The organism is Staphylococcus sp. 11262D007BW (genome assembly GCF_053547815.1).
Window position 1 is genome coordinate 967,939 of the sequence record NZ_JBPWPJ010000001.1, and the last position, 20,205, is coordinate 988,143.

Sequence of the window (20,205 nt, forward strand, 5' to 3'; positions counted from 1 at the left end):
AAAAGAGTCAAATGTTTAACTGCTATCGCTATGTATGGTATTGAATTTGATTAAAGAAAAAACACACAGGTTCTTACTGAACCTGTGTGTTGAGCAAAGTAAGTTGAATTATTTTGCTGCTTTATATAATTCGTCTACTTTTTCCCAATTTACGATATTCCAGAATGCTGCGATATAATCAGGACGTTTGTTTTGATATTTTAAATAATAAGCATGTTCCCAAACGTCTAATCCTAAGATTGGTGTTTTACCTTCAGAAATTGGATTATCTTGGTTAGGTGTTGTTACAATTTCTAATTCGCCATTGTTAACAACTAACCAAGCCCAACCTGAACCAAAACGAGCTGCAGCTGCATCAGCAAATTCTTTTTTGAATTCATCTAATGAGCCCCATTTTTCAGCGATTTTATCAACAACTTCGCCTTTTTCTTCAGAGTTAGGAGTTAATAAAGTCCAGAATAATGAGTGGTTTAAGTGACCGCCACCATTATTGCGTACTGCTGTTTTCTTATCTTCTGGTAAGCTATCAACATTAGCAATAAGGTCTTCTAATGATTTATTTTCTAAATCTGAACCTTCTACAGCTGAATTTAATTTTGTTACATAAGTGTTATGATGCTTGCTGTGATGAAGTTCCATTGTTTCTTTATCAATATAAGGTTCTAATGCATCATATTCATAAGGTAATTTAGGTAATTCAAAAGCCATAATTAATCATCCTCCTAATATTTGATTCATCCTAATTGTAACAACTTTGTGTCAGCATAAACAATAGATATGCTTAACAAGCAATATTGAATATGCCACAGTAAGTTTTATTTCTATTATTTATATATCTCGTTTTTAAGTTTTTAAACATATAAACCGCTAAATCACATTATTTTGAATTATGATTGGATCTTATTGTATAATGAAAACTATCATTGAAGCATTAGTTGGTCAAATATGCATTTTCAATATAAATTATGTAATAAAGGAGTCTATAACATGGCTGAAATGACACATCGTAAAAATACGCGTCCCGTTAAGGTGGGCAATTTAACAATTGGTGGCGCTGATGAAGTTGTTATCCAAAGTATGACAACGACAAAAACTCATGATGTTGAAGCTACAGTTGCTGAAATCAAAAGATTAGAAGAAGCAGGCTGTCAGATTGTGCGTGTTGCATGTCCGAACGAAGAAGACGCACACGCAATTAAAGATATAAAAGCACAAATCAATATTCCTTTAGTTGTGGATATTCATTTTAATTATAAACTTGCATTAATCGCGATCGAAAACGGTGCTGATAAAATTCGTATTAATCCAGGTAATATCGGACGTCGTGAAAAAGTAGAAGCAGTAGTAGAAGCATGTAAAGAAAAAGGTATTCCTATCCGAATCGGTGTCAATGCAGGTTCACTTGAAAAACATATTCTAAAAAAATATGGCTACCCTACTGCTGACGGTATGGTTGAGAGTGCTTTACATCATATCAAAATTCTTGAAGAGTTAGACTTCCATGATATTATCGTTTCATTAAAAGCAAGTGATGTAAATCTTGCTATTGAAGCATATACAAAAGCTGCTCAAGCATTTGATTATCCATTACACTTAGGAATTACTGAAAGTGGTACTTTATTTAATGGTACTGTTAAATCTTCAGCTGGATTAGGTGCTATTTTAGCTCAAGGTATTGGGAACACATGCCGTATCTCATTATCTGCTGATCCAGTAGAAGAAGTTAAGGTTGCAAAGTCTTTACTTAAAACATTTGGTTTAGCAAGTAATGCTGCAACATTAATTGCTTGCCCTACTTGTGGTCGTATCGAAATTGATTTAATTTCAATTGCTAATGAAGTTGAAGAGTATATCGAAAAGTTACAAGTACCATTAAAAGTTGCTGTTTTAGGTTGTGCTGTTAATGGACCTGGTGAGGCACGTGAAGCAGACATTGGTATTGCTGGTGCTCGAGGCGAAGGATTGCTATTTATGAAAGGTAAAACTGTTAGAAAAGTACCTGAAGAAACAATGGTAGACGAACTAAAAATAGAAATTGATAAACTTGCTGCAGAATGGGAAAGTAATCAAACACAAGAAACAAAATAATTTTAGTAATTAAAACACCCTCTTAACAGGTTTCTTACAAATGATGTGCACCCCAAAAGTTGGACTAAAAAATCTAACTTTATGGGGTGCACATCACAAACCGTCGTTAAGAGGGTGTTTTTTATTATTTACAGTTTTCACAAATACCGTAAACTTCTAATTTATGCGTCTCAATATCCACATTAGGCAATTGACGTTGAATTTCAGGCATTGGACACATTTCAATAACCTTCGTATCCCCACATGCTTTGCAAATAAAATGATGATGATGGTGTGCCGTACACGCAATACGGAACTTCATCTCTCCGTCCATTTCTGTGCCTTCTATAATACCTAACGTCTTAAATAGGTGAAGATTGCGGTAGATTGTATCAAACGAAATACCTGGATAATGATCATTCATTTCATTTTGTACTTTTTTAGCATTGATATACTTATCTTCATTAATAAAAATATTAATCATATCTTTGCGTTTATCTGTGTATTTATGACCATTTTGTTTTAAAATTTTTATGGCTTCATCAGTTTTCATTTTTATCGACTCCTTTGAACTTTCCTGCCATCATTTTTTGATAGAAAAGTGTGAGACATAACAAAATTACTAAAATAACGACAATGACACCGCCTGGAGAAATATCCATATAAAAGGCGGTAATTAAACCTGCGATAACTGCAAATTCTCCTATTAAAATACTAATCATGATGAATTGTTTAAATCCTTTTGTCCAACGCATCGCAATTGCGACAGGCAATGTAATTAATGCACTTACTAATAAAATACCTATTACACGCATTGAAGCAGAAATAACTAATGCAACAACAACAATAAATAAAAATTGAATCCATTTTGGCACGCCAATGACTTTACTATACTCAGCATCAAAAGATAACGTAAATAATTCCTTATAGAAAAGCATAATAAATAGTATGACTAAAACCGCAATAATAATAATTGTAATAAGATCACTTACCGAAACAGCACTAATTGAACCAAAGAGTAATCCCACAATTTCTTGATTAAAACCATCTGCTAAAGAAATAAAAATGGCACTTAACCCGATACCAGCGCTCATAATAATAGGAATCGCGATTTCTTGATAATGCTGATAAGAAGTACGTAATTTTTCAATGAGTAACGCACCAATAATCGAAAAAATAATACCTGTCCAAATTGGATTGAGCGTAGCAAATAATGGTGAAAATGATATTAAAAACATACCAAAAGATATGCCACCAAGTGTAACGTGACTCAGCGCATCAGCAATTAATGATAGCCTTCGTACAACAATAAATGTGCCAATAAGCGGCGCAATAAGACCGATTAATAATCCACTAATAAACGAGTATCTGATAAATTCAAAATTCAACAAAGCATCTATCATAAACAACATTCCCTATCATGTTTATGATCAACAAATTTAATTGGATGACCATAAATTTTTGAAATTTCTACCTCATCTAGAGATTTAAACTCTGTAGTTGTCCCGTGGAAATGAAGATGCTTATTTAAACAAGCTACCTTTGTTGCAGTATCAGCTACTACCCCAATATCATGTGTTACAAGAATAATGGTTACACCTTCATTTTTAAGATGTGATAAGGTCTGATAAAACTCTCCTACATGTTTTGCATCAATACCATTTGTAGGCTCATCTAAAATTAAGACAGAAGGATTAGATACGAGTGCGCGCGCAATTAATACACGTTGTTGTTGGCCACCTGATAGTGAAGCGATATTTCTATTTTTTAAATTAAGGATATTTAATCGTTTTAATACTGCATCGACTTTATCTTCATCATTATGATTAAACCACCGTAATAAACTTTTTTTACGTGTTAAACCACTAATGACTACTTCTTTAACAGTAGCTGGAAAACCTGCTGTTACCGATGCTGCTTTTTGTGATACATAGCTAATTTTATCTGAAGATGTTTTTTTATTGAACGTTTCCCCTTCAACTAAAATTTCACCATTTTGAATATTTAATAGACCTAACATCAGTTTAAGTATGGTCGATTTTCCAGCCCCATTGGGACCAACAATTGCTAGAAATTCCCCTTTGTTAATTTTAATATTTATATTTTCAAGTACTTTTTTATGATTATAAAAAAAGTCGATATTTTTTAATTCAAATATTGGCTGTGCCATCAACTCACCTCATTTCAATACTATACAATTCTTGGCTTATATTGTAAATAGTAATGTTTACGAATGATATTTCTTTAATAAAAAAGAGCATCAACGATTATGCTTGAAAATAATACATCATAGCTTGGAATTAGCAAGGGGCTGAGACATAAAGTAATAATGCTCTGAAAAACCGATTAACGGTGTCCTAAAAGCAGGATTTTCGGCAAAAAGTTCACGATTCGCCAAAATTTGACGTATTGTAAATGATCAAATGTGCTTTGACACATTTGTAAGAACGACTAACTAAACCAAGTCGTTCTTTACTTCGTTCGCTTCTGCTCAAATACTGAACGCTTTTATCCCAACCTCATTTGTCTAAATGTATTATTTTCTAATCTCACATAAACGATGTTGCCCTAATTTCTTAAATTAATTAGACATAATATTTGATTTCATGTTTGGATCAAACTGATTGTTAATTAATGATTGTATTTCATGTTGATACGGTGGTTTTTTGTTTTTCTTGTCTTCCCCTACATATGGTGTTTCTAATATTTTAGGAATATCTTTAAATTGAGGATGATGGACAATAGAGCTTAAAGTATCAAATCCAATATGCCCAAAACCAATATTTTCGTGTCTATCTTTATGTGCAGCTCTTTCATTTTTACTATCATTCACATGCAGCACTTTAATACGGTCCACACCGATAATTTTATCAAATTCATTTAATACGCCATCGAAATCATTCACAATATCATAGCCGCCATCATGAATATGACATGTATCCATACATATTGATAATCTCTCGTTATGATGTACACCATCAATAATTCGTGCTAACTCCTCAAATGTACGTCCAATTTCTGATCCTTTACCTGCCATTGTTTCTAAAGCAATACGTACATCATTTTGATTTGTGAGGACTTCATTTAAGCCTTCGATAATACGGTCGATACCCTTGTCTACACCAGCACCAACATGAGCACCAGGATGTAACACAATATCTTTTGCACCTATTGCTTCTGTGCGTTCAATTTCATTTTGTAAGAAATCGACACCTAATTCGAAGACTTCTGGTTTTTTTGTATTTGCAATATTAATAATATATGGAGCATGGACCACAATATTACTTAGCCCATAGTTTTCCATTGCTTTATGTCCTGCTTCTATATTTAAATCTTCTATTGCTTTTCTGCGTGTATTTTGTGGCGCACCTGTATAAATCATAAATGTAGAGGCACCATAACTGTGTGCTTCTTCTGCTGAACCTTCTAGCATTTTTTTACCTTTCATTGAAACGTGCGATCCGATTAACATAATTCATTCCCTCACTTTTTATTTTTGTTTAAACGATTTTGTTTACGGCGATGTTGACGTTTTTCTTGACGTTTTAGTTGTTCAACTTCTTGTTTATATTTCTTTTTATATCCAGGTTTCACTTTATTTTTCGATTTTCTTCTAACTTTGTGTTTTACTTTTTGCGTAATGTGATCATCCTGTTTTTTTCTTAAATTTCTAGAATTATGTGATTTGACAGGTTTTAATTCCCCATCTTTGATGTCTACGGTATCAAAATGATAACCTTTTTCTTCTATTTGTCGAATTAATCCTTCCTCATCAGGTGTAAATAAAGTAATTGCCACACCTTTGTAATTTCCTCGACCTGTTCTTCCTACACGATGTGTAAAGAAATTAATGTCATTAGGTACTTCAAAATTGATAACATGACTCACGCCTTCAATATCAATACCACGAGAAGCAAGATCACTTGCGATCACGTATTGATAATCTAAATTACGAATACGTTTCATTTGTTGTTTACGTTCTCTCGGACTTAAACCGCCATGGATCATACCAAATTGAATGCCCGATTCCAATAAATGCTCTGCAAGATCATTCGCACTTTCTCGACTATTACAAAAGATGATACCTAAATATGGATTAAGGATATCAATCAGCTTTTTAGTTTTTTCAACTTTATCGACCCCTTTGGTAGGAACCAGATAAAATTCAATACTCTTCTTATTCATTGAGGCATGATCAATCTGAATAAACTCAGGCTGCTCCAAGTATTTATTTAAAAATGAATGTAAAGATTGTGGAATTGTAGCGCTAAATACTGCCATATTTGCTGTTTTATCAAGTTTTGCTGCGATTTGGTCTACCTCTTCTATTAATCCTAAGTCGATCATCAGGTCTGCTTCATCAATCACTAAATAATGTGCTAAATGAACATGCAATGCCCCTTTTTTTGCAAGATCATTAATACGTGTTGGTGTGCCAATGATTAATTGAGGTTGAAAAGTTGTTTTTTGAACATCTTTTTCAAAATCTGTACCACCTATAAATAAACTCACTTTAACATTCTTTTTATATTCATTTAATTGTAGAGCTGCTTGATGAAGTTGTGATGCTAGTTCTCTCGTTGGCGCTACTATAATTGCTTGAGGTTCCTCAATATTAGCATCTATTTGTTGAAATAATGGTAGTAAAAACGCATGGGATTTACCAGTCCCAGTTTGTGATTGTCCAATAATATTTGTCCGTTTCATCATTTTTGGAATCACACGTTGTTGTATTTCTGTTGGTTTTTTAAAATTAAGCGCTTTGATTGCTTCAATCATCTCCGAATCAAAACGATATTGTTCAAATGGGTGTTGTGCCATATTTGGGGCCTCCTTAAAATTCATCTCTATATTATAAAGGATTCGAATTGGAATGCAATACTGATTTTCGATTTAAATGGGTCTTATCATTTAGTTGTAAATCACTTTTTCTACCCTTCATTATAACAAAATTCTTTAACATTTTAATTGTTGTTTATTGATTTAAAAGCCTGTGTCAAATTGATATAATGAGCTATTGAAGGAGGTACGTGAATATATGGAAATTATTAAAATAACACCTCGTGGTTATTGTTACGGAGTAGTAGATGCGATGGTTATTGCACGCAATGCATCTTTAGACCCCAATTTACCACGTCCAATTTATATATTAGGTATGATTGTGCATAATAAACATGTCACTGATGCTTTCAAAACTGATGGTATCATTACTTTAGATGGACCAAATAGATTAGAAATATTAGATCAAATCGATGAAGGAACAGTTATTTTTACAGCACATGGGGTTTCACCTCAAGTAAAAAAACGTGCTAAAGAAAAAGGATTAACATGCATTGATGCGACTTGTCCCGATGTTGAAAATACTCATGAACTTATTAGACAAAAAAGATCTGAAGGTTATCATGTCATTTACATTGGGAAAAAGGGACATCCAGAACCAGAAGGCGCAGTTGGTGTAGCACCCGATGTCGTTCATTTAGTTGAAACAAAAGATGACGTGAGTGCTTTACCAGACGATTTAATTCAATATCCACTCATTGTAACGAACCAAACAACAATGTCTCAGTGGGATGTCATGCATTTAATGGAAGATTTACAAGAAAAATATCCTCATATTGAACAACATAAAGAAATCTGTCAGGCGACACAAGTAAGACAGGAAGCTGTTGCTGAACAAGCAGATGGAGCTGATTTATTAATTGTCGTTGGAGATCCAAAAAGTAATAACTCTAACCGTCTGGCGCAAGTTTCAACTGATATCGCTCATACCACATCTCATCGTATTGCTGATATCACACAACTTGATTTATCTTGGCTTGAAGGTGTGGAAACAGTTGCTGTTACCGCCGGAGCTTCAACACCAACGCCAATTGTAAAAGAGGTTATTAATTTCTTAAAAAATTATGATCCATCTAACCCAGAAACATTTAAAATAGAATCTAACGTACCTGTAGAAAAAATACTTCCTAAAATTAAGAAAGCAAAACCCGTAAAAATTATGGAATAATCATCTTAATAATAAAAATTTAAGCCTAGGAGAAACAGTTCATACTCCTAGGCTTATTTTTATCCTTACATATAATGAAATGGATCTGTATCAACTTGAGACGCATACACTTCGATATCGCCTACCCAATCATGCAATAATGTAACAAGTCCATCTTTTACAACATACTCACCATAGTGACTAATATCTAATAAGTTAACGCCGTTTGTTTTAGCATCTAATGCTTCGTGATGTTTAATATCTCCAGTAATAAAAATATCTGCTCCCATACGTTTAGCAAGATATTCAAAGCCGATACCAGCGCCTCCGATGATAGCTACTTTTTTAATCGTAGCATCCTTAAATCCAGTATATTTAACACTGTCAATATTCAAATTGGATTTTACATGTTTCACAAAATCCTCGACAGAACATGTGTCATCCAAATCTCCTATCATCCCTAATCCTCTATTTAATAAGCGCTCCATTGGAATGATATCAAATACAGGTACTTCATAAGGATGGTATTGATGAATCAATTTAGTCACTTCTTTCATTTGAGAAGCATGAATCATAAATTCTACTTTTACTTCCTCAACTGTTTCAATCTGATTAAGTGTACCAATTGTTGGATTCGCGTGATCCACTGGTTTAAATTGGCCATCCCCTTGAGTATTGAAAAAGCAATATTCATAGTCGTCTTCTTTCGCAATTTGATGATCAGATAAAGCATCTTTTAATTCCTTAGCATTGTCTTTAGGAATATAAACCTGTACTTTATAATACGTTTCTTTAGTTTGATTTAAAAGTTCTATATGATTTAGACCCATTCGATCCGCTAACATCGCATTGACACCATTAGGATGATTGTCAAGATTTGTATGAAGTGCTATTAAATTAATATTATTTTGAATTAGTTGATATAATACTTTTCCATAAGCGCCATCATTAACGATTGATTTTACTCCTTTAAAAATTAACGGATGATGGGCAACGATTGTATTGCATTTTTTATCAATGGCTTCTTCGACAACTTCTGCTGTACAATCCAGAGCTGTTAACACACCATCAACTTCGCTTGATTCATCACCAATTAACAGACCAACATTATCCCAAGATTCTGCAGAATTAAATGGCACATTGGCATCTAGTATTGATAAGAATTGTTTTATATTCATAACTCACTTAACACCTCTTTTATCTCAGATTGTTTATTGCTAATTTCTTCATACCTATCACTATGAAATGTTGGGTTCAACTGCTGTCTAATCGCCTCTAATGCATCATATTCTCTTTCCCATTTTTCTCTAAATAATGCATTTTGATTTTGTACTAAAAACGGACCAAAACGTAAGGATTTTTGCGATAAAGTCATTTCGCCCGGTTCAGCTACAATAATTTCATAAATATGTTGACGATCTTTAACCAGAGTTTCATCAATAATGCGATAATGATGCGCTTGTAAAAATTGTCGAATCGGTTCAGATTGGATGTTTGATTGCAAAACAAAACGGGGTTGATTATTTAAATAAGAAAAACCTTCTTTTAATATTTTGGTAATTAATGGGCCGCCCATACCACATATAGCCACTGTATCAACGTAATCATCAGGATTTAAAATCGTTAATCCACTACCAAAACGCACATCAATTTGATCAGTATAATTGTATAGTGCTACGTTTTTAACCGCAGCGTTGTATGGTCCTTTAATAATTTCACCGGCAATAGCCGATTGAATGGTTTGTTGATTTAAACAATAAATAGGCAGATAAGCATGGTCTGAACCTACATCTAACAACGTTTCTCCTTTAATGTATTTACTAACCTCTTTTAACCGTTTATTAATTGGTATCATTGTAATCTCCTCATAATGCAAAAAGAGTTAGGACAACATATCATGCAATTTAAAACCTAAAAAGCGATTACTTGCAAGTTTGTCCTAACTTCCTTTATTTAGTCCATAAAATCTTTTAATCGTTTACTTCTACTTGGATGTCTTAACTTACGTAAAGCTTTTGCTTCGATTTGACGGATTCTTTCACGTGTCACACCGAAAACCTTGCCTACTTCTTCTAATGTACGTGTACGCCCGTCATCTAATCCAAAGCGTAAACGTAATACATTTTCTTCACGATCAGTTAATGTATCTAATACGTCTTCAAGTTGCTCTTTTAATAATTCATACGCTGCATGATCTGACGGACTTTGAGCTTCTTGGTCTTCAATAAAATCACCAAGATGACTGTCGTCTTCTTCACCAATTGGTGTTTCTAATGAAACAGGTTCTTGGGCAATTTTTAAAATTTCGCGTACCTTTTCAGGTGGTAAATCCATTTCTTCACCGATTTCTTCTGGTGCTGGATCGCGCCCTAAATCTTGTAGTAATTGACGTTGCACACGAATTAATTTATTAATCGTTTCAACCATATGCACTGGTATACGAATTGTTCGAGATTGGTCAGCTATCGCACGCGTAATCGCTTGTCTAATCCACCAAGTTGCGTAAGTAGAAAACTTAAATCCTTTACTAAAGTCGAATTTTTCTACAGCTTTGATTAATCCCATATTACCTTCTTGGATTAAATCTAAAAATAACATGCCTCGTCCTACGTAACGTTTAGCAATACTAACAACAAGACGCAAGTTAGCTTCTGCTAATCTTGACTTAGCCACTTCATCACCTTGTTCAATACGTTTGGCTAATTCAATCTCTTCTTGCGCACTTAATAAGTCTACACGCCCAATTTCTTTTAAATACATACGTACTGGGTCATTGATTTTAACTCCTGGTGGGGCACTCAAATCATTCGGATTTAATTTATCATCCGTATCATTACTATCCTTTTCATTCACTAATTGGATGTCATTATCATTAATCATATCGAAGAATTCATCCATTTGATCTGAATCCATATCGAAGTTTTGTAATTTATCAGCAACTTCCTCGTGACTAAGATGACCTTCCTTTTTCCCTTTTTCAATAAGTTGCTTTTTCACATCTTCTAATGTGAGTGTCGGATCTATGGTTTCTTTTTTTATTACTTTTACCTGGTTATCTGACATAAAAAGGCCTCCCGAAATTAATCTTGACTCTTCAATTTCCGTCTTTTTTTATTGACAATCATTTCTAAATAGTATTTTTGGGATTCAATATCTCCAATTCTCGTAGCTTCTTTTAATTTTTCATAGAGAGATTCAATTGAGTCTGAATGACGATGTTCAGTCATAGTTGAAATATAATCCTCAATTTCGTATTCAAACGGTTCATGATTAAGAGGATATTCATCTAAGAACATTAATACTTCCTTTAAATCGTCCTCTTCAATATATGACATAAAATCACTCATTAAAAATGATTCATGCTCTGAAAAATACTCTCGTAAAATATTAAATATACGTTTAAAATACTCATTTGTAAAGTCTGTATCTTCAATATCATTATAAAATTTATCGAAAATATCTTTTTCATTAAGAAAATGCTTTAATAGAGCACATTCTGCTTTTTCATTTTTATTTGTCACATATGATGCAATGGAGGGTTGATTATAGTTTTTTGATTGTTTTTTTATATTAGGATTTAATTGTTCTACTTCTTTAATTAGACGATCTACGCTTACTTTAAACAATTCAGAAGCATCGTTAAACACCTTATTTTTAATGATGTCAGATTGAATTAACGATGCATCAGATAGAAAGCTTTTATAATGTTTTTCATAAGATAAATCATTATTTTGGATTTCATTTTTGTAATAATTTAATTTATAGGATACAAAAGACTTTTTATCTTTATTTAAAAATGCTTGGAATTGTTCTGCCCCATATTGCTCAATAAACTCATCAGGATCCATTTCTTTTGGTAATTGAACAACAAACACATTAAATTGCTGTTTTAATAGCATTTGGCCAATTTTTAAAGTAGCTTCATGACCGGCAAAATCACCGTCAAACAACAAAGTAACATGACTACATAATTTTCTGAGATACGTGATATGTTCATCGGATAGTTGTGTTCCCATCGTGGCGACCACATTATGAACACCGCAATTAGCGACTTTAATCACGTCCATAAACCCTTCAAGCAAAATAACTTCATCATTTTGTCGTATAGCTTTACGAGCATTATCAAGATTGTATAATAATTTTCGTTTTTGGAAGATAGGTGTTTCTGGGGAATTTAAATATTTCGGTTCTTGATTCGTATAGGTACGCCCAGAATACCCTACTACTCTCCCTTGAGCATTATTTAATGGAAAAATAATTCTATTTCTAAACCGATCATAATAATTAAATTCTACTTCATTTCTTGATAATATACCGGCTTCATATCCAAGATGTAAATCAAAGCCCTTTTTTTGCATAAAGTCTGTCGCAAAATGAGAAGAATCTGGAGCAAAACCAATTTTTCTTTGCTCAATCATCTTATCAGTAAACCCACGATTATACAAATAGGTGAGTGCTTTTTCGCCTTCAACTGTTTTCTTAAGCATATAATGGTAATATTCTAGCAATGCTTCATGCATATTTATCATTGTTAAATCATCTGATGCAATATGATGTTCAGCTGTAGGAGCACTATTTTCAACCTTAATATTAAGACGCTCACCTAGTGATTCAACAGCTTCTGAGAAAGAAACATTTTCAATTTCTTGTATAAATTGAAAAACATTCCCTCCCTTTTTACAACCAAAGCAATGACAAATTTGTTTATCTTCAGATACTGTAAATGATGGTGTTTTTTCATCATGAAAAGGGCATAATCCAATATAATTGCGTCCTCTTTTTTCTAACTTAACATACTCGCTAACAACATCTAAAATATCCGTTTTTGATTTAATTTCATTAATGACCTCTTGTGAGATACTCATTTTACCACCATAATTCTACAATTGACATTTTATTTCTTAAATAAACTCAAATAGTTCAGTCATTATACCGTTTTTTACTATGAAATGGAATGATTTTGCTCAATCAACTGAATAATATTATTGGCAGTCTCTTCAATTGCCTTATCAGATACATCTAAAACAGGACAACCAATCTTTTCTACAATATCATTGAAGTAATTAATTTCCTCTTCAATGCGCTCATCATTAGCGTAACGTGCCGAATTCGATAACCCTAGCTGACTCAAACGAACTTTACGGATTGCGTTTAATTTTTCCGGATTTATTTTTAACGCAATACACTTTTGAGGGTCAATTTCAAACAATGCGTCAGGCGGCGTAACTTCTGGAACAATAGGTACATTCATTACCTTATATCGTTTATGTGCTAGATATTGAGAAATAGGTGTTTTAGATGTTCTTGAAACCCCGATTAAAACGATATCAGCTTTAGGTAACCCTTTAGGATCTTTACCGTCATCATATTTGACCGCAAATTCCATTGCTTCAATCTTTTTAAAGTAATCTTCATCTAACTTATGTACAATACCAGGTTCATTTAATGGCTGCTGATTAAAACTATCTTCCATTAATCGCATCATAGGTCCCATAATATCGACTGATTTCAAATCGTATTTTTGAATATATTTTTCCATAGTCTCACGAATATGAGGGCGCACTAAAGTATAGATGATCATACTTTCATTTTCTCGAGCGACAGTAATGACTTCTTCAATATTTTTTTCACTTTCGATATATGGATATCTTAAGATTTGTGTAGTATCTTCTGCACCATTAAATTGAGAGATACACGCCTTAGCTACTAATTCAGCTGTCTCCCCTACAGAATCCGATGCGATAATAATTTTATATTTTGTCATTTACCTTCCTCCTATTCATCAAACAAGGATACAAAAAGTTTAGTTATAGTTGTTTTAGAAATACGGCCAGTCACTTCATATTTTCCATTGTCTTTAGTCTTCACAATAGGAATTGAATCAATTTCCTTAGTGATCATCTGTTTTGCCGCATAGAGTACAAGGTCATCTTGTTCAAGAATAATAATATTTGGCATACGCGTCATAATGACATTGACCGGTAATGTATGAATGTCTTGACCAGCCATCGAAGCTCGTAATAAATCTTTTCTTGAACATACCCCAACTAAATCATTATCATCATTGACGATAAATAAAGTTCCTACATCTTCAATGAAAATGGAACAAATCGCTTCATAAACCGTTACATTATCCTTTAATATTATAGGATGAGATTGATAGTCTTTAACAACATATTGTTTGAGCTTTTCTGTCAATAATTCAGTTGAGGATTTTCCTGAATAAAAATAGCCTACTCTAGGTCGTGCTTCTAAATAGCCTGCCATGGTTAAAATAGCTAAGTCGGGTCTTAATGTAGCACGTGTTAAATTAAGATGTTTAGCAATATTTTCACCTGTTATAGGGCCATTACTTTTCACAATCTCTACAATACGCTCTTGTCTTTGATTAAGTTCTATTTGTTACTCTGTCTATTTAAAACCGATTAGGGTTATGCTAATTAAATAGCAGAACTACCTCCTTATCTAAATATTAGCATTATATTTAATCTCAGATAAAATAGATATCAAGCGTCAATGGTACTCATAAATGGAATGTTCTATAATTGAAAGTTTAATTTTATTTAACCTATTATCTTTCTTTTGCATACTCCCCTATTATAACTTTTATTAATAATGGATACAATTATGATTTTACTTGCCTTTCTAAATAAGATATCCTAAAATTAACATTAAGCGAGTTAAGGGCGGTGCAAGCTTAACACTTTAAATGGCTAATTAATCATTTTAAATATAAGTGAGTGGCTACACTAAGTTGGGTGGAACCGCGGATTATGATAATTCGTCCCAAGACAAAGTATATATTCTTTGCCTTGGGATTTTTTATATTGATAAAGGAGTGACATTTATGGAAAAAAATATGGATACTATTGTTCAATTAGCAAAACATCGAGGATTCGTATTTCCAGGAAGTGAAATTTACGGTGGTTTAGCAAATACATGGGATTACGGTCCTCTAGGTGTTGAACTTAAAAACAACATTAAACAAGCTTGGTGGAAAAAATTTATTTCTCAATCACCATATAACGTTGGTTTAGATTCTGCAATTTTAATGAATCCTAAAACTTGGGAAGCTTCTGGTCACCTTGGCAACTTTAATGATCCTATGATTGATAATAAGGATAGTAAAATTCGCTATCGTGCCGATAAGTTGATTGAAGAATATATGCTTAATGAAAAAGGTGACGAAAATTTTGTTGCTGATGGATTAAGTTTTGATGAAATGAAACGCATCATTGAAGAAGAAGAGATTAAATGTCCTGTAAGTGGTACATCAAATTGGACAGATATTCGCCAATTTAATCTTATGTTTAAAACATACCAAGGTGTTACTGAAAATTCTACAAACGAAATCTTTTTACGACCAGAAACAGCTCAAGGTATCTTTGTAAACTATAAAAATGTACAACGCGCTATGCGTAAAAAATTACCTTTTGGTATTGGTCAAATCGGTAAATCTTTCCGTAACGAAATCACACCTGGTAACTTCATTTTCCGTACAAGAGAATTTGAGCAAATGGAACTTGAATTCTTCTGTAAACCAGGTAGCGAAATCGAATGGCAAAATTATTGGAAAGAGTTTGCAGCTGAATGGTTAACAAATCTTGGTTTAACTGATGATAATATTCGTTTACGTGATCATGATGAAGATGAATTATCTCATTATTCTAATGCAACAACAGATATTGAATATCGTTTCCCATTTGGTTGGGGAGAATTATGGGGTATTGCCAGTCGTACGGACTATGACCTTAAACAACACAGTGAACATTCTGGCGAAGACTTTAAATACCATGATCCAGAAACAAACGAAAAATATTTACCATACTGTATTGAACCATCATTAGGTGCTGATCGTGTAACATTAGCATTCTTATGTGATGCATACAATGAAGAAGGTGTTGAAGACAGCAAAGAAGCTAGAACTGTTTTACGTTTCCACCCTGCCTTAGCACCTTATAAAGCAGCAGTTTTACCTTTAAGTAAAAAATTATCAGAGGAAGCAATTAAAGTGTACGAACAATTAAGTGGTGACTTTACAATTGATTTTGATGAATCACAATCAATTGGTAAACGTTACCGTCGACAAGACGAAATCGGTACACCATATTGTATTACATTTGATTTCGACTCTTTAGAAGACCAACAAGTGACTGTTCGTGATCGTGATTCTATGGAACAAGTTCGTATGCCAATTAGCGAACTTAATGCATTTTTAGCTGAAAAAGTTAAATATTAATATAAAAAAATGGCCAAAGATTTCATTTTATCTTTGGCCAATTTTTTATTCTTTTTCTAAACGCGTTAACTGATTGATTAAACGTTGACTCTTAAAATATACACCTGCATATTCTCGGTATAATAATAAAATAAAGGAAGACATTTCTTCAATAATATCTTGATGAATGTTGATCTCGTTTATTTTATCAAGTGGTAAATTTTTTAATACATCAATGAGATAAATGGTTTTATTAGATAATGGCACTGCGTGAGGGTCTTCGTGTAACGCCTGTTGTGATAAAACACCATTGTATTTAAAACTATATGCCACAAAGGTTGATGGATTGGTATCATGAGTAACAGCGCATCGATTCAATTGAATATCAAATCCGAAATAGCGAATACATTTAAGTAAAACAATATTCGAAATCAGTTGCGCTGAAACCCCTTTATGAATGCGTTCAAGCGCAAAGGTCATCAATTGATATAATTGTTTATTAACCTCATTATTTTCCATCGATTTGTCAATTACTTCAAGACATAAAGCGGCGTAGCTATAGACATAAATATCTTGTCTTAGTTCATAATTTAAATGGATGACATCCACCGAGTTTAAAGTGCCCATGCCACGCCATTGATTATAAATAAATAACCCATACACAAATAACTGAGTATTGGCTTGTAAGCCTGATTTTACTTTTTTAGCTCTTCTTACCATTAACGGAATTTTAGCACCATGTTCGTTTAAAATCGTAATAATTTTATCAGCTTCACCATAATCAACCACTTTTATAATAATCCCTTTTTGTTTGACTAACACGCTATCACCGCAATTTCTCTACTCGTCTTCCACATAGCCTAATTGCTTAATAAAATTCGCTTTATTACGCCAATCTTTTTGAACTTTAACCCATAAATCAAGATAGACTTTCGATCCTAATAGATGCTCAATATCTCTTCTAGCACGTTGGCCTATTGTTTTAAGTTTCTGACCACCTTTTCCTATAATAATGCCTTTTTGAGAATTTCGTTCAACGTAAATAATTGCTTCTACTCTAACACGATCTTCACTTTCTTGAATCATACGTTCAACATTGACACCAATGGAATGTGGTATTTCTTCAGTCGTCGTTTCTAACACTTTTTCTCGAATCAATTCGCTTACGACAAATTGTTCAGGGTGATCTGAAATTTGGTCCTCAGGATAGTATTGTGGACCTTCTGGTAAATAGCCTTTTAAGGTTTCAAGAAAATGATCAATATTGTGCCCTTCTAAAGCAGAAATTGGGACTATTTCGGCAAAATCCATATATTCTTGGTAAGATTCGATTGCTGGCATTAGCGAATCAGGATGAACTAAATCAATTTTATTGAGCACTAAGAAAACGGGGGTTTTTAATTCTTTTAGCATATCTATTATATACTGGTCTCCCCGCCCTATAGGTTCATTGACATTGACCATAAACATAATTCCATCAACTTCAGATAAGGTGTTTTTAGCTACCTTCATCATATAGTCTCCTAATTTATGTTTAGGCTTGTGAATGCCCGGCGTATCCATAAAGATAATTTGAGCATCTTCTTTGGTCATTACACCTTGTATTTTATTGCGTGTTGTTTGTGCTTTATCAGACATAATTGCAATTTTATGACCAATAACACGATTAACAAACGTAGACTTACCAACATTAGGTCTACCTATAATCGTTACAAAACCTGATTTAAAATGTGTCATTAATTATAAATCCTTTCCTGAAAATCCATATGGTAATAATTGCTCTACTGTAGAAGCCCTCATCTCCCCAGTTTGATTTGTCATATATACAGGCATATCACTATCACATAATTCATTAAGTACTTGTCTACATGTACCACAAGGTGAGGAAATTGAACTACTATCTACAGTTAGCGTAATCGATTGAAAATCTCCTGGACGATAACCTTTAGAAATGGCAGCTACTAATGCAGATCGTTCTGCACAGATACAAGAAGGATAGGCTGCATTTTCTACATTAGCACCATAAAAAGTTTGGCCATCTTTAGTCACTAAATAAGCTCCCACTTTAAAGCCGCTGTATGGAGCATAAGCATTTTGTTGTGCTTTTCTTACTTCTTCAAAATGTTGATTAGTATATTCCATAAATTTCTCCTAGTCTAATTATTTTTGGTAGAAATATGATAAGACCTACACAAAGCGCAAATAATGCACTTAATAATACACTAAATGCTGCGACGTCCTTAGCATATTGAGCCAGTAATTGATAATCTTTGGTAATTAAATCCACAGTGAACTCTATAGCCGTATTGATTGTTTCAGTAATCCATACGGAAAATATTGCTGCTAAAATCCATATCCACTCAACGGTGTTTAATTGAAATATTAAAGCAATCACAAAAATAATGAGTCCAAATATAATATGATATAGAAAGTTACGATCCTTATTTAACAGTATTAGAAATCCTTGAAATGCATGTTTAAATCGTGTCACTATGTTCTAGTTAATCCATATTCATTTAAAATTTCTTTTTGTCGACCAAACATTTCTTTTTCTTCTTCATCTGTCATATGATCGTAACCTAACAAATGCAGGAAACCATGTAGCGCTAAAAAGCCTAACTCTCTATCAAAAGTATGATTATAAGTATTAGCTTGTTCTTTAGCTACATCAGTACAAATAATAATATCTCCTAACACCCTAGGCATATCCATGCCAACAAATACGTCTTCTTCTTCTTCAAAAGCAAACGAAATGACATCTGTCACTTTATCTTTATTTCGATATTCTTTATTAATGGACTGAATTTCATCTTTATCAACAAATGAGACAGATAATTCAGCTTCTTCTTCTATACCTTCTTTTGTTTTAGCGAAATTGAGTAATGATTCTATATGATCAAACCATTTAGGGTCGACTTGTTCAGTATGGTCAGAAAAATCTATTGTAAACATCATTAATCCTCCTCATATTTCGTAATGATACGTCCAACTAGTGGGTGACGTACAACGTCTGTTTCATCTAAATGCTGTATACTTAAACCTTTAATCCCTTTTAAACGTTGTTCTGCTTCAATAAGGCCACTTTTAACACCCTTAGGTAAATCAATTTGAGTACGATCGCCGGTCACAACCATCTTAGAACCAAAACCTAAACGTGTTAAAAACATTTTCATCTGTGCATGGGTTGTATTTTGAGATTCATCAAGAATAACAAACGCATCATCAAGAGTACGACCCCGCATATAGGCAAGTGGCGCAATCTCAATCACACCTCGTTCAATGAGTCGTGCGGTTTGTTCTGCCCCTAAAACGGTATGTAAACCATCATATAACGGTCTCAAATAAGGATCTACTTTCTCTTTTAAATCACCTGGTAAGAATCCAAGAGACTCCCCAGCCTCAACTGCAGGTCGCGTCAATACAATACGTTTTACCTGTCCAGCACGTAGGGATTTAGCTGCATAGACGACGGCTAAAAAAGTTTTACCAGTTCCAGCAGGTCCTATTCCAAAAACCAAATCATTGTTTTTCATCGCATGAATATACATACGTTGCCCCATTGTTTTTGCGCGAATTGTCTTACCATAGGCATCTTTTGTTATTTCTTCTTCATATAAATCAATCAAATGCTCGATTTGGCCATTTTTAGCCATTTTAATAGCTGCCTGTACATCTTTAACAGAAATCGTAGCTCCCTGTTCAATCACTTTTAATAAGTTGATTAAGACGCGTTCCGCATTGGAAACATCATTTAATTTTTGACCTTTTACCGCCACCTCTTGGCCTCTTGCGTGAATCATCACATCAAATGCTTCTTCAAGGAGTTTAATATGTTCGTCATTATTTCCTAGTAAAGCTTGAGCTTGATGGATGTCCTCAATCTGAATAATTTCAGGCATAAAGTATCTCCTTTACAATTAGTGTTAAGATTAAT

The 20,205-nt window shown here is 33.3% G+C and carries 21 protein-coding genes; 3 read left to right on the forward strand and 18 right to left on the reverse strand.

Translation table 11 applies throughout. The annotated features are described in order from the left end of the window. Positions 1–108: 108 nt before the first annotated feature. Entirely contained in the window at positions 109–708 is a 600-nt protein-coding gene (locus ACEE93_RS04710) for a superoxide dismutase (protein WP_449155575.1), read from the reverse strand. A 279-nt stretch (positions 709–987) separates the two neighbouring features. Here ACEE93_RS04710 and ispG point away from each other — a divergent pair, with 279 nt between their 5' ends. Next, the gene (ispG, locus tag ACEE93_RS04715; protein WP_449155576.1) at positions 988–2,088 is read left to right on the forward strand and encodes a flavodoxin-dependent (E)-4-hydroxy-3-methylbut-2-enyl-diphosphate synthase; all 1,101 of its coding nucleotides are present in this window, start codon (positions 988–990) and stop codon (positions 2,086–2,088) included. Positions 2,089–2,212: 124 nt separating this feature from the next. Here the strand turns inward: ispG and ACEE93_RS04720 are convergent, their stop codons facing one another. The 5 genes from ACEE93_RS04720 to ACEE93_RS04740 all read right to left on the reverse strand — a co-directional run bounded on the left by ACEE93_RS04720 (position 2,213) and on the right by ACEE93_RS04740 (position 6,888). After that, positions 2,213–2,620 carry a Fur family transcriptional regulator gene (locus tag ACEE93_RS04720; RefSeq protein WP_449155577.1) on the reverse strand — a complete coding sequence of 136 codons (408 nt, stop codon included), beginning with the start codon at positions 2,618–2,620 and terminating at the stop codon, positions 2,213–2,215. Further along, positions 2,610–3,470: a metal ABC transporter permease gene (locus ACEE93_RS04725; RefSeq protein WP_449155578.1), complete on the reverse strand. Its 861-nt coding sequence runs from the start codon at positions 3,468–3,470 to the stop codon at positions 2,610–2,612. Before ACEE93_RS04725 ends, ACEE93_RS04720 begins: the two co-directional genes overlap by 11 nt. After that, complete coding sequence (locus tag ACEE93_RS04730; RefSeq protein WP_449155579.1) at positions 3,467–4,237, reverse strand: metal ABC transporter ATP-binding protein; 771 nt, start codon at positions 4,235–4,237, stop codon at positions 3,467–3,469. Before ACEE93_RS04730 ends, ACEE93_RS04725 begins: the two co-directional genes overlap by 4 nt. Before the next feature lie 411 nt (positions 4,238–4,648). Continuing rightward, complete coding sequence (locus ACEE93_RS04735) at positions 4,649–5,539, reverse strand: deoxyribonuclease IV (RefSeq protein WP_449155580.1); 891 nt, start codon at positions 5,537–5,539, stop codon at positions 4,649–4,651. Between the two features lie 11 nt (positions 5,540–5,550). Beyond that, positions 5,551–6,888 carry a DEAD/DEAH box helicase gene (locus tag ACEE93_RS04740; protein WP_449156421.1) on the reverse strand — a complete coding sequence of 446 codons (1,338 nt, stop codon included), beginning with the start codon at positions 6,886–6,888 and terminating at the stop codon, positions 5,551–5,553. Positions 6,889–7,105: 217 nt separating this feature from the next. Between ACEE93_RS04740 and ACEE93_RS04745 the strand changes: the two genes are divergently transcribed. Continuing rightward, positions 7,106–8,074 carry a 4-hydroxy-3-methylbut-2-enyl diphosphate reductase gene (locus tag ACEE93_RS04745; protein WP_449156422.1) on the forward strand — a complete coding sequence of 323 codons (969 nt, stop codon included), beginning with the start codon at positions 7,106–7,108 and terminating at the stop codon, positions 8,072–8,074. Between the two features lie 65 nt (positions 8,075–8,139). Here the strand turns inward: ACEE93_RS04745 and ACEE93_RS04750 are convergent, their stop codons facing one another. The 6 genes from ACEE93_RS04750 to ACEE93_RS04775 form a co-directional block, all read right to left on the reverse strand. Further along, entirely contained in the window at positions 8,140–9,231 is a 1,092-nt protein-coding gene (locus ACEE93_RS04750; RefSeq protein ID WP_449155583.1) for a Nif3-like dinuclear metal center hexameric protein, read from the reverse strand. Further along, a complete protein-coding gene (locus ACEE93_RS04755; protein WP_449155584.1) occupies positions 9,228–9,908 on the reverse strand; it encodes a tRNA (adenine(22)-N(1))-methyltransferase in 681 nt (226 codons plus the stop codon). Before ACEE93_RS04755 ends, ACEE93_RS04750 begins: the two co-directional genes overlap by 4 nt. Before the next feature lie 98 nt (positions 9,909–10,006). Next, a complete protein-coding gene (rpoD, locus tag ACEE93_RS04760; protein ID WP_449156423.1) occupies positions 10,007–11,116 on the reverse strand; it encodes an RNA polymerase sigma factor RpoD in 1,110 nt (369 codons plus the stop codon). 17 nt (positions 11,117–11,133) lie between these two features. Next, complete coding sequence (dnaG, locus tag ACEE93_RS04765) at positions 11,134–12,918, reverse strand: DNA primase (RefSeq protein ID WP_449155586.1); 1,785 nt, start codon at positions 12,916–12,918, stop codon at positions 11,134–11,136. Between the two features lie 77 nt (positions 12,919–12,995). After that, positions 12,996–13,817: a pyruvate, water dikinase regulatory protein gene (locus ACEE93_RS04770; protein WP_449155587.1), complete on the reverse strand. Its 822-nt coding sequence runs from the start codon at positions 13,815–13,817 to the stop codon at positions 12,996–12,998. An 11-nt stretch (positions 13,818–13,828) separates the two neighbouring features. Further along, on the reverse strand, positions 13,829–14,452 hold the full coding sequence (locus ACEE93_RS04775) for a helix-turn-helix transcriptional regulator (RefSeq protein ID WP_449155655.1): 624 nt from the start codon (positions 14,450–14,452) through the stop codon (positions 13,829–13,831). 448 nt (positions 14,453–14,900) lie between these two features. Between ACEE93_RS04775 and ACEE93_RS04780 the strand changes: the two genes are divergently transcribed. Continuing rightward, positions 14,901–16,292, forward strand: a complete 1,392-nt coding sequence (locus ACEE93_RS04780) for a glycine--tRNA ligase (protein ID WP_449155588.1) — start codon at positions 14,901–14,903, stop codon at positions 16,290–16,292. Positions 16,293–16,337: 45 nt separating this feature from the next. Here the strand turns inward: ACEE93_RS04780 and recO are convergent, their stop codons facing one another. From recO to ACEE93_RS04810, 6 genes are read right to left on the reverse strand one after another with little or no spacing between them, the layout of a single operon-like run. Further along, the gene (gene recO, locus ACEE93_RS04785; protein ID WP_449155589.1) at positions 16,338–17,093 is read right to left on the reverse strand and encodes a DNA repair protein RecO; all 756 of its coding nucleotides are present in this window, start codon (positions 17,091–17,093) and stop codon (positions 16,338–16,340) included. 18 nt (positions 17,094–17,111) lie between these two features. Further along, positions 17,112–18,008 carry a GTPase Era gene (era, locus tag ACEE93_RS04790; RefSeq protein WP_449155590.1) on the reverse strand — a complete coding sequence of 299 codons (897 nt, stop codon included), beginning with the start codon at positions 18,006–18,008 and terminating at the stop codon, positions 17,112–17,114. 3 nt (positions 18,009–18,011) lie between these two features. Continuing rightward, positions 18,012–18,413: a cytidine deaminase gene (gene cdd, locus ACEE93_RS04795; protein WP_449155591.1), complete on the reverse strand. Its 402-nt coding sequence runs from the start codon at positions 18,411–18,413 to the stop codon at positions 18,012–18,014. Further along, positions 18,400–18,762, reverse strand: coding sequence for a diacylglycerol kinase family protein (locus ACEE93_RS04800; protein ID WP_449155592.1), 363 nt, complete (start codon positions 18,760–18,762; stop codon positions 18,400–18,402). Before ACEE93_RS04800 ends, cdd begins: the two co-directional genes overlap by 14 nt. Next, complete coding sequence (ybeY, locus tag ACEE93_RS04805) at positions 18,762–19,223, reverse strand: rRNA maturation RNase YbeY (RefSeq protein WP_449155593.1); 462 nt, start codon at positions 19,221–19,223, stop codon at positions 18,762–18,764. The genes ACEE93_RS04800 and ybeY overlap by 1 nt, the downstream gene beginning before the upstream one ends. A gap of 2 nt (positions 19,224–19,225) precedes the next feature. Then, a complete protein-coding gene (locus ACEE93_RS04810; protein ID WP_449155594.1) occupies positions 19,226–20,170 on the reverse strand; it encodes a PhoH family protein in 945 nt (314 codons plus the stop codon). Positions 20,171–20,205: the final 35 nt, after the last annotated feature.